At 75.8% G+C, this 15,008-nt stretch carries 11 protein-coding genes; 5 read left to right on the top strand and 6 right to left on the bottom strand.

Going from position 1 to position 15,008, the window contains the following annotated elements:
- Positions 1–168: 168 nt before the first annotated feature.
- Positions 169–1,590, bottom strand: a complete 1,422-nt coding sequence (locus D7294_RS06445) for a family 2B encapsulin nanocompartment shell protein (protein WP_120676480.1) — start codon at positions 1,588–1,590, stop codon at positions 169–171.
- Positions 1,591–2,012: 422 nt separating this feature from the next.
- Between D7294_RS06445 and D7294_RS06440 the strand changes: the two genes are divergently transcribed.
- On the top strand, positions 2,013–4,430 hold the full coding sequence (locus tag D7294_RS06440; protein WP_120676478.1) for a right-handed parallel beta-helix repeat-containing protein: 2,418 nt from the start codon (positions 2,013–2,015) through the stop codon (positions 4,428–4,430).
- A 55-nt stretch (positions 4,431–4,485) separates the two neighbouring features.
- Here the strand turns inward: D7294_RS06440 and D7294_RS31825 are convergent, their stop codons facing one another.
- Positions 4,486–6,846, bottom strand: coding sequence for a hypothetical protein (locus D7294_RS31825; RefSeq protein ID WP_158674575.1), 2,361 nt, complete (start codon positions 6,844–6,846; stop codon positions 4,486–4,488).
- Between the two features lie 161 nt (positions 6,847–7,007).
- Between D7294_RS31825 and D7294_RS06430 the strand changes: the two genes are divergently transcribed.
- Complete coding sequence (locus D7294_RS06430) at positions 7,008–7,844, top strand: DeoR/GlpR family DNA-binding transcription regulator (RefSeq protein WP_120676476.1); 837 nt, start codon at positions 7,008–7,010, stop codon at positions 7,842–7,844.
- 143 nt (positions 7,845–7,987) lie between these two features.
- On the opposite strand, the gene D7294_RS06425 is transcribed toward D7294_RS06430, so the two are convergent.
- A complete protein-coding gene (locus D7294_RS06425) occupies positions 7,988–8,245 on the bottom strand; it encodes an SHOCT domain-containing protein (RefSeq protein ID WP_120677083.1) in 258 nt (85 codons plus the stop codon).
- A gap of 267 nt (positions 8,246–8,512) precedes the next feature.
- On the opposite strand from D7294_RS06425, the gene D7294_RS06420 reads away from it, so the two are divergent.
- Complete coding sequence (locus tag D7294_RS06420) at positions 8,513–10,237, top strand: bifunctional 3'-5' exonuclease/DNA polymerase (protein ID WP_120676474.1); 1,725 nt, start codon at positions 8,513–8,515, stop codon at positions 10,235–10,237.
- 41 nt (positions 10,238–10,278) lie between these two features.
- On the opposite strand, the gene D7294_RS06415 is transcribed toward D7294_RS06420, so the two are convergent.
- Both D7294_RS06415 and yczR read right to left on the bottom strand, forming a co-directional pair.
- A complete protein-coding gene (locus D7294_RS06415) occupies positions 10,279–11,073 on the bottom strand; it encodes an SDR family NAD(P)-dependent oxidoreductase (protein WP_120676472.1) in 795 nt (264 codons plus the stop codon).
- Between the two features lie 170 nt (positions 11,074–11,243).
- Positions 11,244–12,746 carry a MocR-like transcription factor YczR gene (gene yczR / locus D7294_RS06410; RefSeq protein WP_120676469.1) on the bottom strand — a complete coding sequence of 501 codons (1,503 nt, stop codon included), beginning with the start codon at positions 12,744–12,746 and terminating at the stop codon, positions 11,244–11,246.
- Positions 12,747–12,848: 102 nt separating this feature from the next.
- Between yczR and yczE the strand changes: the two genes are divergently transcribed.
- Positions 12,849–13,688, top strand: coding sequence for a membrane protein YczE (gene yczE / locus D7294_RS06405; protein WP_241562153.1), 840 nt, complete (start codon positions 12,849–12,851; stop codon positions 13,686–13,688).
- 168 nt (positions 13,689–13,856) lie between these two features.
- Positions 13,857–14,231 (top strand): RNA polymerase-binding protein RbpA, encoded by a 375-nt coding sequence (locus tag D7294_RS06400; RefSeq protein WP_120676467.1) that lies wholly within the window; start codon positions 13,857–13,859, stop codon positions 14,229–14,231.
- 129 nt (positions 14,232–14,360) lie between these two features.
- Here D7294_RS06400 and fxsA read toward each other — a convergent pair whose 3' ends face one another.
- The gene (gene fxsA / locus D7294_RS06395) at positions 14,361–15,005 is read right to left on the bottom strand and encodes an FxsA family membrane protein (RefSeq protein ID WP_120676465.1); all 645 of its coding nucleotides are present in this window, start codon (positions 15,003–15,005) and stop codon (positions 14,361–14,363) included.
- Positions 15,006–15,008 lie beyond the last annotated feature (3 nt).

Here is a 15,008-nt window from a genome sequence, read left to right as displayed (position 1 = left end):
GGGCGACGGGAAAGGAGCGGCACATGACGGGGAAACGTGGGCCGTGGCCGGGGAGAGCGCCGGGGCAGGAGACGAAAGGGCCGGGAAAGCGCCGGGAAAGGGCCGGGAATCGGAAGGCCGGGCATGCCGGGGACAGACGGCCTTCCGATTCCCGGCCCGGCCCCTTTCTCAGTGGCCGATCTCGACGTCCTCCAGAATGCCGAGGGCGTCGGGCACCAGCACCGCGGCCGAATAGTAGGCGCTGACGAGGTAGGAGATGACGGCCTGCTCGTTGATTCCCATGAAGCGGACGGAGAGGCTCGGCTGGTATTCGTCGGGGATTCCGGTGCGGTGCAGGCCGACCACGCCCTGGTTCTTCTCGCCGGTGCGCATCGCCAGGATCGAGGTGGTGCCCGAGGCGCTGACCGGCAGCTTGTTGCACGGCAGGACGGGCACGCCGCGCCAGGAGGGGACCGCGTGCCCCTGGAAGGAGACGGAGTCGGGGTAGAGCCCGCGTGCGTTGCACTCGCGCCCGAAGGCGGCGATGGCCTTGGGGTGGGCGAGGATGACGCTCGGCTCCTTCCAGACGGCGGCGAGGAGTTCGTCGAGGTCGTCGGGGGTGGGCGGGCCCGAGCGGGTGTGCAGGCGCTGGCGCAGGTCGGCGTTGTGCAGCAGGCCGAACTCCCGGTTGTTGACCAGCTCGTGCTCCTGCCGCTCCCGCAACGCCTCGATCGTCAGCCGCAACTGCTCCTCGACCTGATTCATCGGCTCGTTGTACAGGTCCGCCACCCGCGAGTGCACCCGCAGCACCGTCTGCGCCACACTCAACTCGTACTCCCGCGGCTCCAGCTCGTAATCCACGAACGTCCCCGGCAGCACCGGCTCCCCCACATGCCCGGAAGCCAACTCGATCGCCGCCTCCCCCTCGGCGTTGCTCCGGGCGGCCCCGGCGGCGCGGGCCCTGGCCACGTGCTCGGCCAGGCCGGGGGCCTCGGCGGCGATCCGCAGGAAGGCGGCGCGGTCGAGGGTGAGGACGGTGCCGCCGGTCAGCGCCACGAGGCTGTGCTCCCAGGTCCCCGGGTCCTCCTCGCCGAGCACCGCCTCGCCGTGGTAATCGCCGTCGGCGAGCCGTCCGTGCTCGGTCTCCGTGTCGTACGCGCCCGCGCCGCGCCTGCTCAGCTTGCCGTGCGCGACGAGCAGGACCCGGTCGGCGGGGGCACCCGCCTCGAGGAGCACCTCGCCCGCGGTGAAGTCCCGCTGCTCGAAGGCGTCGGCGAGCCGGCGCAGGACTCCGGCGTCCTCGTAGCCGGCCAGGGAGGGCAGTTCGCCCAGCTCGGCCGGAATGACCCGCACCTCGGCGCCGGTGGTGACGAATTCCACCCGGCCGTTTCCGAGGGTGTGGGTGAGGCGGCGGTTCACCCGGAAGGTGCCGCCGGAAACCTGGACCCACGGCAGGACTTTCAGCAGCCACCTGGAGCTGATTTCCTGCATCTGCGGCGGGGTCTTGGTGGTGGTGGCGAGATTCCGCGCCGCTGCGGTGTCGAGGCTCAGCCGGGGGTGCCCCGACGCGCTTTCCGGGGTCGGCTCCGTGGTCTCGCTTGCTGTGGTCATGCCTTACACCGCCATTCTAGGGAAGCAAGGGGCCATTCGGATGACCCGGGGAAGAAACCTAATCGCAGCGCCAGATGACAGGCAATCACCCGAAAGTGGGTCCCCGTTGGGGATTCTCCCGCCGAATCGCGGGGTAACGCCGCGGCGCTTTCCGGCCCTTCGACCGGGGCGCCCGACTACCCCTCACTCCCCGTCGCCGCTCCGTCACCCGGAGTCGGCGCGCCCGGGAGCGGCGCACTCGCGGAGCGCGGGTGCATGCAGGGCGCACGGCCGCGGCGCCAACTCCCCCTGGAGACAGGCCCGCACGGGCCGCCCGGCACCGGCTCCGGTCATTCCGCAGGCCCGGGGCGCGCTACGGTGGAGCGGCCACACACGCGTGGCCGCACGCACAGTCATCGCACGAGGTTGGGGCACATCTGTCCATGACTAAGGGCTCGGTCCAGGTGACCCACACCGGAACAGCACGCTGGCGGCGCAGGACCGCCGTCTACGGCACGGTCACCGAGGCGCTGGCCGCCGCCGCGGACGGCGACGTCCTCGTCCTCGGCCCCGGCACCTACCGCGAGAACCTCGTGATCGAGCAGTCCGTCACCGTGCGCGGCCCGGGCGGGGACGGGGACGGGCCCGCGCGGATCGCCCCCGAGGAGGGCGTGCCGCTGACGGTGCGCGGCTCGGCCGTCATCTCGCAGCTGCGGATCGAGGGACAGGACACCGCGGCCCCCGCGGTGCTGATCGAGAACAGCACCCCCGAGCTCACCGGGCTGACCGTGCACACCTCCTCGGCCTCGGGCCTCGAGGTGCGCGGCGGCGCGCGGCCCACCGTCAGGCAGTGCTCGATCAGCAACCCGACCGGGGCCGGCGTCAGCGTGGCCGACGGGGCGGGCGGGCTCTTCGAGGACTGCGAGGTCGTGGAGTCGGGCCGCCCGGGCATCACGGTGCACGGGCAGGCCCACCTGCGCCTGGAGCGCTGCCGGGTCAGGCAGGCGGGGGGCGCGGGCCTCACCGTCTCGGGCGAGGGCGCGGCCGTGGACGCCGTCCGCTGCGCCCTGACCGGCGTCAAGGGCACCGGGGTGCGCCTCGCGGACCGGGCCACCGTCCATCTCACCGAGTGCCACGTCGGCGCCACCACGGGGGACGGCATCACGCTGGAGACCGACGCGGTACTGACGCTGACGGACAGCGAGTTGACGGACATCCCGGAGAACGCCCTCGACCTCAGGTCGCGTTCGGTGCTGACCCTGGTGCGCACCACGGTCAGCCGCTTCGGCCGCAACGGGGTCTCCGTGTGGGACCCGGGCACGCACGCCGACGCCCACGACTGCGAGATCCACGCCAGCACCGGCGACTATCCCGCGGTGTGGGTGAGCGACGGGGCGACCGCCGTGCTGGAGACCTGCCGGGTGCACGACGTGCCCGACGCGCTGTTCGTCCTCGACCCGGGCTCGCGGGCGGACGTGGTGGACAGCGAGATAGCCGACGTCCGCGGCTCCGCGGTCTCCGTCAGCGACGGGGCGACGGCCCGCCTCGACGCCTGCCGGATACAACGGGTCGGCACCGGGGCCTGGTTCCGCGACCAGGGCAGCGGCGGCTCGGTGACCGGCTGCACCGTCCACGAGGCGCGCACCGGCATCATCGTCACCAAGGGGGCCGACCCCGAGGTCGAGGACAGCACGCTGAGCGCTCCCTCGGAGGCCGGCGTGTACGTCTCGGCCGGCGGCAAGGGCCGCTTCTCGCGCTGCCGGATCACCGGCTCGCAGGGCTACGGCTTCCACATCATCGACGGCTGCCGCAGCGAGCTGTCCCACTGCCGCACCGAGCGCTGCGCCAGGGGCGGCTACGTCTTCGCCGAGAACAGCCCGGTGCTGACCGAGTGCCACAGCGACGAGACCTCGGCGCCCGGCGCCGACGTGCGGCTGAAGACCGCGCCGGCCACCGAGACCGCCGCCCCGCGCCCGGCCGCCCCACCGGCCGCCCCCGCGCCGGCCGGGGCGCCCGCCGAGGCGCCGGCGGAGCCGGAGCGGGGCGCGAGCCGTCCCGCGGAGGAGGTGCTGGCCGAACTCGAGGCGCTGGTGGGCCTGCGCACCGTGAAGCGGGAGGTGCGGGCGCTGATCGACATGATCGAGGTGGGCAGGCGCCGGATGCGGGCCGGCCTCAAGGCGGCCTCGGTGCGCCGCCACCTGGTGTTCACCGGCTCCCCCGGCACCGGGAAGACCACGGTGGCCAGGCTGTACGGGGAGATCCTCGCGGCGCTCGGCGTGCTGGAGCGCGGGCACCTGGTCGAGGTCTCCCGCGTCGACCTCGTCGGCGAGCACATCGGCTCCACCGCCATCAGGACCCAGGAGGCCTTCGAACGGGCGCGCGGCGGCGTGCTGTTCATCGACGAGGCCTACGCGCTCTCCCCCGAGGACGCCGGGCGCGACTTCGGCCGTGAGGCGATCGACACGCTGGTGAAGCTGATGGAGGACCACCGGGACGCGGTGGTGGTGATCGTGGCCGGCTACACCGCCGAGATGGAACGCTTCCTCGCGGTCAACCCCGGCGTGGCCTCCCGCTTCTCCCGCACCATCACCTTCGGCGACTACTCGCCCGAGGAGCTGCTGAGCATCGTCGGGCAGCAGGCCAGGGAGCAGGAGTACGAGTTCGGCGAGGGCACGAGCGAGGCGCTGCTGAAGTACTTCACCGCGCTGGACCGCGGGCCCTCGTTCGGCAACGGCAGGACGGCCAGGCAGACCTTCGAGTCGATGGTCGAGCGGCACGCCGGCCGGGTGGCGCGGCTGGCCGATCCCTCGACCGAGGAGCTGACCCTGCTGTACCCGGCGGATCTGCCGCCGCTCGCCTGAGGCCGCCCGTGCCCTTCCCCCGGGCTCTCCCCGGCCCGGGTTCCGGCCGCCCGGTTCACGGCCCGCCGTGCCCGGGCGGCGGGATGACCACCCGCGCCTCGGTGGCCGCCGGGGCCGGGGCCCGCAGCAGGGCGCGGTACAGCTCGGCGCGCTCCGCGGCGAAGGCCGGGTCGGCCGGGTAGTCGCCGTGCCCGAGGATCGGTTCGGGCAGCGGGCGGCTCGGGGTGCGGCCGTAGTGCAGCGGGTCGGCCAGCGGCCCCGCGTCCACCGGGGGCGCCGCCGTGCCGCGCACCCCGACGGGGCCGCCGATCGGGTCGGTCTCCCGCCACAGGTTCCGCCAGCAGGGCGCGTCCTGGTGCAGGGAGCGCAGCGTGGCGCGGCCGAAGAAGAGCGGGAACCAGCGGCCGTAGAGCCGCTCCAGGGGGGAGCCGTAGGTGAGCAGGGCGACCCGGCCGCGGGTGGCGGCGTCGAGCTGCCACACCGCCGCCGCGGCCAGGACGCTGCCCTGCGAGTGGCCGGAGAGGACCACGCGCCCGCCGGTGGTCTCCACCCAGGTGCTCACCCGCCAGGACAGGTCGGGCACGGCCCGCTCCGCGTAGCAGGGCGGGGCGAAGGGGTGGGCGGCGCGCGGCCAGAAGGTGCCGACGTCCCACAGGATGCCGACGGTGCGGCGGGTGCCGGCGTCCCGGTAGGCGCGCCGGCCCATGGCCACGAGCAGCACCACGCCTGCGCCCATCAGCCAGGAGCCGAGCGCCTCGGACAGCTCGGCGCAGCCGGAGACGAAGGCGGGGGCCGAGGCGGCGGCCTCGGAGGGCGGGTCGCCGGTCAGCGAGCCGGCGAGCGCGCCCAGGGCGAGGACCAGGCTGGCGCCGGAGAGCCAGCCGACGAGCACGGGGGCGGCGTCGGTGAGTTCGGCCCGCGCGATGGCCGAGGCGATCTCCCGGCTGCGCTCGGGGACCGGCTCGCCGTCCTCCCCGGGGTAGCGCGCGCGGACGCCGGGCCGCAGCCGGCCGGTGCGGCGCGAGACGCGCACCACCGCGGCCAGGGCGAGGACGAGGAGCACCAGCAGCAGGGCGGGCACCGTCGCGGCGGCCCAGCTGAGCAGCTGCGGCGGCCCGGGGATCTCCGCGCCGGGCTCGCCCGGGTCCGCGGTCGGGTCCAGCCAGTCGCCGGCCCGCTGGGCGACGCCGCCGGTGAGCAGCACCCCGAGCCCGCAGGCGAGGAGGGCGACGGCGGCGCCGCCGAGCCCGGCGAGCGCCCCGCGCTGGGTGCGCGGGGTGCTTCGGTGCAGCCGGTGGGCGGCCACCGCGATGCCGAGCGAGAGCGCGCACTGCGCGACCACCAGGGCCGGGAAGGAGGTCGTCGCCAGGGGTAACCGGCCGCTCGCGTCCCAGTCCGGGCGGCTCCAGGCGGTGTGCACGGCCACGGCAAGCACCAGGAGGGCCGCGCCCCAGGGCAGGGCCGAGGACAGGGGCGGCTCGGGGGACAGGTCCGGCTCGTCCTCGGTGCGGCCGTGCCGGACGAGCCGCACGGCGACGGCGGCCCAGCCCGCGGCGGTCAGGGCGGCCAGGGCCCAGCCGGCGGCGGCGAGGGCGGCCCGGCCGTGCGGCCCGCGGTCGTAGGGGCCGGTCGCGGCGAGCAGCACCGCGGCGAGGGTGAGCAGCCCCGCGGTGGTGTGGGTGGCCCGGAGCCTGGCGACCAGGGCCCGGCCATACCAGAAGCCGGGCAGGGCCAGGGGCGGGTGCCGCTCGGCGTCCAGCCGCGGGCGCGCCGGCGGGGAGGCGGACTCGTAGGCGCTCCAGGTGCGGTGGGAGAGCCACCACAGCAGCAGGACCAGGGCGAGCGGCACGGCGGAGCCGAGGGCGAGGCGCCGCCCCGGCTGCGCCCACCAGCCCTCGCCCGAGAAGGGGCCGAGCCAGGAGACGTGCCGGGCGCACTCGGCCGAGCCGGCGCACTGCCAGGCCACGAGGTCGAGCACGACGACGCAGGCGCCCGCGGTGAGCAGCACGGTGAGCGAGAGGGCGGTGATCCGCACCAGCAGGTCGTAGGCGAACCTGAGGCGCCGGGTGCCGCGGGCCGCGGGCCGCATCCAGTGGGCCAGGTTCACGATCATGAAGGGCAGCAGGAGCAGCCACAGCGCCCTGGCCCCGTTGCCCGAGGTGAGCCCCGACCAGCAGTACGCCTCGCGCAGCGGCTCTGCCTCGTCCCAGGGCCGGTCCGCCAGGTCGGCGGTGCGGCGGTGGACGCTGGCGGTGGCGTCGCCGGTGACGCGGGTGGTGCGCGGGTCCTCCAGCATCTCCTGCGGCGTGTGGCCGCCGACGCCGTGGACGAGGAGTTCCAGGGCGGGCGGCGGTGGTGCGGTCCCCGGGCCCGGCTCATCGCCGGGCGCGGCTCGTGTCAGCTCGTCGGCCGTCATCCTGGGCCCCCGTCCCGCTCTCGTACTCCGTGCTCTTTGTCTTCCCGGTGAACGAGGGCGAACCGTCCCCGCCAGGTGGATGTTTGGTCGTGCGAGGATGACTCTTCAGCGAACGCGGCGCGCGGGGGCGCGTGGCGCGCCGGGGCGACGGAGGAGAGTGTGTGAGCGACAACCAGAACCTGCTGGCCGGGCAGCGGCGCGCGCTCATTCTGGACGAGGTGCGCCGCCGGGGCGGGATCAGGGTGAGCGAGCTGACCCGGATGCTGCGGGTGTCGGACATGACGGTGCGCCGGGACCTGGACGTCCTGGCGCGGCAGGGTGCCCTGGAGAAGGTGCACGGCGGGGCGGTGCCGGTGGCCGAGCGGCGCACGCACGAGCCCGGCTTCGAGGCCAAGTCCTCCCTGGAGCTGTCGGCGAAGAGCGAGATCGCCAGGGCGGCGGCGGCGCTGGCCGGCCCGGGCGGGGCGGTGGCGCTCTCCGGGGGCACGACCACGTTCGCGCTCGCGCACGAGCTGCTGCAGGTGCCCGACCTGACGGTGGTCACCAACTCGGTGCGGGTGGCGGACGTGTTCCACCACGCCCAGCAGGCGGGTGAGGGCGGGCGCGAGCCGGGGGGCGCGGCCGCGGTGGTGCTGACCGGCGGGGTGCGCACCCCCTCGGACGCGCTGGTGGGCCCGGTGGCGGACGCGGCGATCGCCTCGCTGCACTTCGACGTGCTGTTCCTGGGCGTGCACGGGATCTCGGTGGAGGCCGGCCTGTCCACGCCGAACCTGGCGGAGGCCGAGACCAACCGGCACTTCATCCGTTCCGCGCGGCGGGTGGTCGTGGTCGCCGACCACACCAAGTGGGGGACCACCGGCCTGAGTTCCTTCGCCTCGCTGGACGAGGTGGACACGCTGGTGACGGACGCGGGGCTGCCGCGGGCCGACCGGGAGGAGATCGCCGCGCACCTGGCCGAGCTGATCATCGCCGGCGAGCCGGAGGCCCCCTCCCGCTGACCCGGGCGCCCGGCCGGGGCAGGTCCGCCCCGCCGGGCACCGTGTTTCCCCCCGCCTCTCCCGGCCCCTCTTCTCCCGCCCCCCTCCAGCCCCTTCGCTCTGCTCCGGCCGCTCTGCTCCGGCCGCCGGCGGGAGGGCCGCGGTCAGTCGCGGGGCCGCGGGTCCTCGCTCAGGACGGCCCGCCGCTCCCGGTACTCCTCGGCGTCGATCTCGCCCGCGGCGTACCTGCGGCCGAGCACCGCGAGGGGGCTGCCGGGGTGCCGGTGCCCGCCGGGGCCGAAGCCGCGCCGCCAGGCGGTCCGCCGCAGGAGCCAGACGGCGCAGAAGGCGACGGCCGCCCAGATCACGGGGAACAGCAGGACCCAGGGGCCGGGGCCTCCGTCGTGGTCGAAGTGGGCCAGGCCGGCCGTCCGGCCTGGGTCGTTGAGGTCGTTCAGGGCGTTCAGGATGTGCACCGTGCTCACGGCGGAAGCTCCTCGGCGTCGCGGTGGTGTGTGCTGACGTGTCGAGCCTGCCGCCCGGCGGGGCCCGCGTCGTCGTACCGGCAGCGGCTCCCGCGCTGCTCCCAGGGGAGTAGGCGGCGAGGCGGCGCGACGGGCCGGCTGTCAGTGCCTCCTGCCAGACTCGGACGGGTGAGCGAGGAGCGGGGGCCCGGGGGACGGTGGGCCATGGCGGAGTGCGCCGACGGCCGGGTCCTGGTGTGCCCGCTGGGCGAGGAGGGCCGGCGGGCGGGCCCGGTGAGCGCCGAGCCTGGCCCCGCCGAGGCGGTGCGGGCCAGGCCGTTCGTCTCGCGCTGGGTGTGGCGCTCGACGGCGGCCGTCTACCCCAGGCTGCTGGACGCCGGGGTGCGGGTGGAGCGCGCCTACGACGTGGCGGCCGCCGAGGCGCTGCTGCTGGGGTACGAGGGCGAGTACGGCGGGCCGCGCTCGCTGGCCGCGGCCTACGCGCGGCTGCACGGCCTCCCGGTTCCGCCCGACCCGCCCGCGGGCGTCCCCGGCTCGGGGCAGCCCTCGCTCTTCGAGGCCGCCCCGGCGCCGCTGCCCGGGGACGCGGACCCGCTGGGCGCGCTGGTCGAGGTGTACGCGGCGCAGGTGGCCCGCACCGAGAGGGTGGCCCGGCCCGAGCGGATGCGGCTGCTGCTCGCGGCCGAGTCGGCGGGGACGCTGGTGGCGGCCGAGATGGGCCGGGTGGGGCTGCCGTGGCGCGCGGACATCCACCGGCGGATGCTGGACGAGCTGCTCGGCGAGCGGTACGCGGGGGGCCGGCCGCGGCGGCTGGCGGAGCTGGCGGAGCAGATCTCGGCGGCCTTCGGGACGCGGGTGCGGCCCGAGCTGCCGGCGGAGGTGGTGCGGGCCTTCGCCGGGGCAGGCATCAGGATCTCCTCGACCAGGGCCTGGGAGCTGCGCCGGATCGACCACCCGGCGGTGGCGCCGCTGCTGGAGTACAAGCGGCTCTACCGGATCCACACCGCGCACGGCTGGTCCTGGCTGCGGACCTGGGTGCGCGAGGGCAGGTTCAGGACGGAGTACGTGCCGGGCGGCACGCCCTCGGGCCGGTGGACCACGCACGGCGGCGGCGCCCTGCAGATCCCCCGGGTGGTGCGCCGCGCGGTGGTGGCCGACCCGGGCTGGTGCCTGGTGGTGGCCGACGCCGACCAGCTGGAGCCGCGGGTGCTGGCCGCGATCTCCGGCGACCGGGGGCTCGGGGCCGCCGCGGCCCGGCCGGGCGACCTGTACGCGCAGCTGGCGCACCGTGGCTTCTGCGGCGACCGGGCGGCGGCGAAGCTCGCGCTGCTCGGCGCGATCTACGGGCAGACCTCGGGGGACGGCCTGCGGCAGCTGGCCGACCTGCGCCGCAGGTTCCCCGCGGCGGTGGCCTGCGTGGACGAGGCGGCCAGGGCGGGCGAGCAGGGGCGGCTGGTGCGCACCTGGCTGGGCCGCACCTGCCCGCCGGCCCACGGCCCCGCAGGCGGTCCCGGCGAGCCGGGGGCGCCGGCGGAGGACCCGGAGGGAGAGGCGCCGGAGGCCGCCGCGCCGGGCGGCGGCGCCCAGGCCAGGGCCCGCGGCAGGTTCACGAGGAACTTCGTGGTGCAGGGCAGCGCCGCCGAGTGGGCGCTGGTGATGCTGGCCGCCCTGCGCAGGTCGCTGCGCGGCAGCCGCGCCGAGCTGGTGTTCTTCCAGCACGACGAGGTGCTGGTGCACTGCCCGGAGGAGGAGGCCGCGGCGGTCCGCGAGGCGATCGTGGCGGCGGGCGAGGAGGCGGGGCGCGTCACCTTCGGCCCCACCCCGGTGCGCTTCCCCTTCACCGTCTCCGTCGTCCGCTGCTACGCCGACGCCAAGCCGCCCGCCGGGCCCGGGGGCGCCGGGCCCGAGGCTCCCGGGGGCGGCGCCTAAGCGGCCGGGGAGCCGGTTCCCGGGACGGCTCGGGGGGCGGCTCAGGGGAGGATCGAGTCCACGTAGCCGCCGTCGACGCGGAGCGCGCCGCCGGTGGTCGCCGAGGCCTGTTCGGAGCTGAGGTAGACGACCATGTGCGCGATCTCCTCCGGCTCGATGAGGCGCTGGAGCAGCGACTGCGGCCGGTGCTCGCGCATGAACCTGCGCTGGGCCTCCTCCCAGGGCAGCTCGCGGCCGACCAGCTGGTACACGAAGTCCTCCACGCCGCCGGTGTGCGTGGGCCCGGCGATGACGGAGTTCACGGTGACGCCCGTGCCGGCCGCCTCCTTGGCGAAGCCCCGGCCGACCGCGAGCAGGGCCGACTTGGTCATCCCGTAGTGGATCATCTCGGCCGGGATCGCCACGGCGGAGTCGCTGGCGATGAACTGCACGCGGCCCCAGCCGCGTTCGGTCATGCCGGGCAGGAGGGCCCGGGTGAGCCGCACGGCCGCCAGCACGTTGACCTCGAAGTAGCGCCGCCACTCCTCGTCGGTGATCTCCAGCGCGGGCCGGGGGCCGTAGACGCCGAGGTTGTTGACGAGGATGTCCACCGCTCCCAGGGCCCCGCCCGCCCGCTCGGCGCCCTCGGGCGTCGTCACGTCGGCGGCGACCGGCACGAAGGCGCCGTCCGGCACCTCCTCGCGCAGCCTCGCGACCGCGGCCTCGACGCCGCCGGGGCGGCGGCCGTTGACGCCGACCCTGGCCCCGGAGCGGGCGAGCCCGGCGGCGATCGCCGCGCCGATGCCCTGGGTCGAGCCGGTGACCAGGGCGGTCCTTCCGCTGAGATCCACCTGCATGCGCGTACTCCCGCCTCGGGCGACACGGCGGGAGGGCCGTCGGGGCCGCTTCCGCCTCGGGAACTCCGGCAGCGGATCGTACCCGCGCCGCGCCCCTTCCCGGCGCGGCACACGCGCCGGGCGCGACAGGCCACCGCCCCGCGGCGGGAGGCGGCGGGCGGCCGCGCCCGTCAGGCGAGGTAGCCGGCCGGCGTCTCCATCGCGGGCACCGGCCCCTGGGCCACCATCCGCGCGGCGGCGGCCAGCCGGTCCGCGGCCTCGGTGGCGACGGGCCCGCTGACCGTGAACGGGATGCGCAGGTAGCCCTCGAACGCCCCGTCCACGCCGAAGCGCGGCCCCGAGGGCACCCGCACGCCGAGCCGCTCCCCCGCCGCCGCGATCCGCGAGCCGGAGAGGCCGCCGGCCCGCACCCACAGGGTGAGGCCCCCGCGCGGCACGCTGAACTCCCAGTCGGGCAGCCGGGCGCGCAGCGCCTGGACCACGGCGGCCCTGGTCTCCCGCAGCTCGGCCCTGCGCTGCTCCAGGGCCTGGCCCCAGCCGCCCGTGGTGAGCAGCCAGCCGACGGCGAGCTGTTCCATCACCGGGCTGCCGAGGTCGGCCCAGGCCCTGGCGGACGCGAGGCTGCGGATCACCTCGGGGGCGGCCCGCACCCAGCCGATGCGCAGGCCCGCCCAGAAGGACTTGCTGGCCGAGCCGATCGTCACCACGGTCGACCCGCCGTGGTCGAACGCGGCGACCGGCCGCGGCGGCCGCTCCCCCGGCCCCAGGTCGAGGGCGAGTTCCGCCATCGTCTCGTCGACCACCAGCACGGTGCCCGCCTCGCGGGCGGCGGCCACCAGCTCGCGGCGCTGGTCCTCGCCGGCGAGCGCGCCGGTGGGGTTGTGGAAGTCGGCGACGACGTAGGCCAGGCGCGGCGAGGTCTCCTTCAGGGCGCGGCGCCAGGCGGGCAGTTCCCAGCCGCCGAGGCCCTCGGCCATGGGGACGGGCACGAGCCTGACCCCGGCCTCGCGCATCAGCTGCAGCACGTTGGCGTACGAGGGGTGCTCCACGGCCACCCGCTCGCCGCCGCCGACGAAGAGCCGGCAGATGGCGCCCACGGCCCCCATCGCGCCGGTGGTGATCATGATCTGCTCGGGCATGGTGGGCACGCCCTTGGCGGTGTAGTGGTCGGCGAGCGCCTGGCGCAGGGCGGGCAGCCCGGCCGGGAAGTCCCCGTGGGTGCGGGCGGCGGGCGGCAGCGCCTCGAGCGAGGCGGCGAAGGCGCGGCTGAGCCAGGGCTCCGGGGCCGGGAGGGCGGCGCAGGCCAGGTCGATGGTGTCGCCGCCCGTCTCGGGCGGGAGCGGTTCCAGGCCGCGGGCGGGCAGCGGGCGCCCCGGGGGCACCGCGGTCCAGCTCCCGGAGCCGCGCCGGGACTTGAGGAACCCGTCCCCGCGCAGGGTCTCGAAGGCGGTGGCGACGGTGGTGCGGCTGAGGGAGAGGGCGGCGGCCAGCTCGCGTTCCGCCGGGAGCCTGGCGGCCACCGGCACCCGGCCCTCCAGGACGAGCAGCCTGATGCCGTCGGCGAGCTCCCGGTAGGCGGGCTGCCTGCGGGCCGCCGGGCCCTCGCAGGCCCCCTGGGAACCGAGCAGCCGCGCGAGCTGCGCCGCGCCCACCGTTGAGGTCCACTGGGTCATGACACTCGGGCCACCTTTCGGGAATTGGCCATGGCCGCACCATACGACCAGGCCACAGGGTGTCACGTGCCAGTCCACTTTTGCCAGAGGGGAGAGCCGGGGATGGCAATCACCCCGCAACGGGACCAGGAAGGGCCCGGGGAAGGGCCGGAGAGCGCCCGGGGGAACGACCGCGGGCAGAAGCCCCCGGCCGAGGGGCCCGGGCGGAAGGCGGAGGCCGGCCCGGAGGACGGGGCGCAGGGGCGGCCGGCGGGCAGGCGGCTGGGGCGCCGGCTGGTCCAGCTGTACGCGGGCCTCGGCCTGTACGGGATCAGCATGGCGCTGATGCTCCGCGCCGGGCTCGGCCTCGACCCCTGGGACGCGTTCCACCAGGGGCTTTCCGAGCACACCGGGATCTCCATCGGGATGGTGGTGAACCTGACGGGTCTCGTGGTGCTGCTGCTGTGGCTGCCGCTGCGGCAGCGCCCTGGCCTGGGGACCGTCTCGAACGTGCTGCTGATCGGCTCGGCGATGGACGCCACCCTGCTGGTGCTGCCCCGGGGCGACGGCCTGGTCTGGCAGCTCCCGATGATGGCGGGGGCCGTGCTGCTGAACGGGGTGGCCACCGGCATGTACATAGCGGCGGGGCTCGGCCCCGGGCCGCGGGACGGGGTGATGACGGCGCTGCACCGGGTCACCGGCCGCTCCATACGGCTGATGCGCACCTGCGTGGAGTTGACGGTGCTCGCGGTGGGGGTGGCCCTCGGCGGTTCCGCGGGACTCGGCACCGTGGTGTACGCCCTGGCCATCGGGCCCCTGGCCCAGTTCTTCCTGCGCGTGTTCGCGATCGGGAGCACGGATTCCGGAATGGATTTCGAGGAGCGGCGGCGGCCGGGTAACCTACGCCTTTGGTCCCGCCGGATGCGCCGTTACCCCGAGCCATCCTGTGCGGACGCCGGGTGACATCTCAGACCAGATGTGACAAACCGGACGCCGGTGGGTACGAGAAGTGAGGCACGACGGGCGGGGCATGACCCGCAACGGGAATCTTCACCGCCGACCGGACGTTGACCAGAGTGATGACGACAGCGACACCTGTCCTGTGGGCGACCAGCCCGGGAGGCACGATTCATGAGTGAGCGAGCTCTTCGCGGCACGCGGCTCGTGGTGACCAGCTACGAGACGGACCGCGGCATCGACCTGGCGCCGCGTCAGGCGGTGGAGTACGCATGCCGGAACGGACATCGGTTCGAGATGCCGTTCTCGGTGGAGGCCGAGATCCCTCCGGAGTGGGAGTGCAAGGTATGCGGCTCCCAGGCTCTGCTGGTGGACGGCGAGGGGCCGGAGGAGAAGAAGAGCAAGCCGGCGCGCACGCACTGGGACATGCTCATGGAGCGAAGGACCCGCGAGGAGCTGGAGGAGGTGCTGGCCGAGCGGCTGGCCGTCCTGCGCTCCGGCGCCATGAACATCGCGGTGCATCCGCGCGACAGCCGCAAGACGGCTTAGCGCCGGCACCTCGCGGGCATCCCGCGGACATCACAGGGCTCGGGTCACCAGGGTGACCCGGCCCTTTTGTCTTTCCCGCCCGCGCTCCCCCGATCCCCCGCCCCGGCACGGGACGCGCGCGGGCGCGCCTCAGTCCTGCTCCCGGTCCTCGCGGTCCCCGGGCTCTCCGCGGTCCCCGCGCTCCCGCTCCTCCCCGGTCCCCGCGGCCCGGTCCTCGTCGCGCACCACCTGTCCCCGCACGACCTTCCCGTCGGGCCGGTGCATGCGCATCCGGTCCCTGGCGCTCACGCCCTCCCGGTAGGCGGCGCCCAGCGGCCCGCCGCCCCGGGACAGCAGCCGCCCGGCCGAGCGGCGCAGCAGCTCCGCGGTGGGCGGGAAGATGCACAGCAGGCCCACCGCGTCGGAGATCAGCCCGGGCAGCATCAGCAGCAGGCCGCCCAGCATCGTCAGCCCGTTCCCGCCCCGGCGCGGCTCGGGGGCGCCCGCGCGCTCCTCCCGGCCGGCGGGCGGCCGCAGGCTCTCGGTCAGCCGCTGCCAGGCCCGCCGCCCCGCGATCTTGATGACGACGGCGCCCAGCACGAAGCCGGCCAGCAGGATCACGAAGACGATCAGCCCGTTGGTGGCATTGCCGATCACGGTGAGCAGCCAGAACTCGAGGACCGCCCACACCGCGACGCCCAGCGGCAGCAGCCGCCTGGCCCGGCTCCTCCTGCGCAGGCCGCGGCTGCTGGCGCCGCCGCCGGTTCGGTACGGGTTCGGGGTGCCGCTCGTCATGAC

The organism is Streptomyces hoynatensis, from assembly GCF_003626535.1.
GTDB classification, from domain to species: Bacteria; Actinomycetota; Actinomycetes; order Streptomycetales; family Streptomycetaceae; genus Streptomyces; species Streptomyces hoynatensis.
Note: the sequence above shows the minus strand (reverse complement) of the source record. Positions and strands in the feature narration are given on the sequence as shown.

What these genes read in the sequence shown, in the direction of transcription:
- yczE (WP_241562153.1), top strand. Translation starts at nt 12,849, where the DNA reads ATGGCAATCACCCCGCAACGGGACCAGGAAGGGCCCGGGGAAGGGCCG.
- D7294_RS06415 (WP_120676472.1), bottom strand. Translation starts at nt 11,073, where the DNA reads ATGCAGGTGGATCTCAGCGGAAGGACCGCCCTGGTCACCGGCTCGACC.
- D7294_RS06400 (WP_120676467.1), top strand. Translation starts at nt 13,857, where the DNA reads ATGAGTGAGCGAGCTCTTCGCGGCACGCGGCTCGTGGTGACCAGCTAC.
- D7294_RS06440 (WP_120676478.1), top strand. Translation starts at nt 2,013, where the DNA reads ATGACTAAGGGCTCGGTCCAGGTGACCCACACCGGAACAGCACGCTGG.
- fxsA (WP_120676465.1), bottom strand. Translation starts at nt 15,005, where the DNA reads ATGACGAGCGGCACCCCGAACCCGTACCGAACCGGCGGCGGCGCCAGC.
- D7294_RS06420 (WP_120676474.1), top strand. Translation starts at nt 8,513, where the DNA reads ATGGCGGAGTGCGCCGACGGCCGGGTCCTGGTGTGCCCGCTGGGCGAG.
- yczR (WP_120676469.1), bottom strand. Translation starts at nt 12,746, where the DNA reads ATGACCCAGTGGACCTCAACGGTGGGCGCGGCGCAGCTCGCGCGGCTG.
- D7294_RS06445 (WP_120676480.1), bottom strand. Translation starts at nt 1,590, where the DNA reads ATGACCACAGCAAGCGAGACCACGGAGCCGACCCCGGAAAGCGCGTCG.
- D7294_RS31825 (WP_158674575.1), bottom strand. Translation starts at nt 6,846, where the DNA reads ATGACGGCCGACGAGCTGACACGAGCCGCGCCCGGCGATGAGCCGGGC.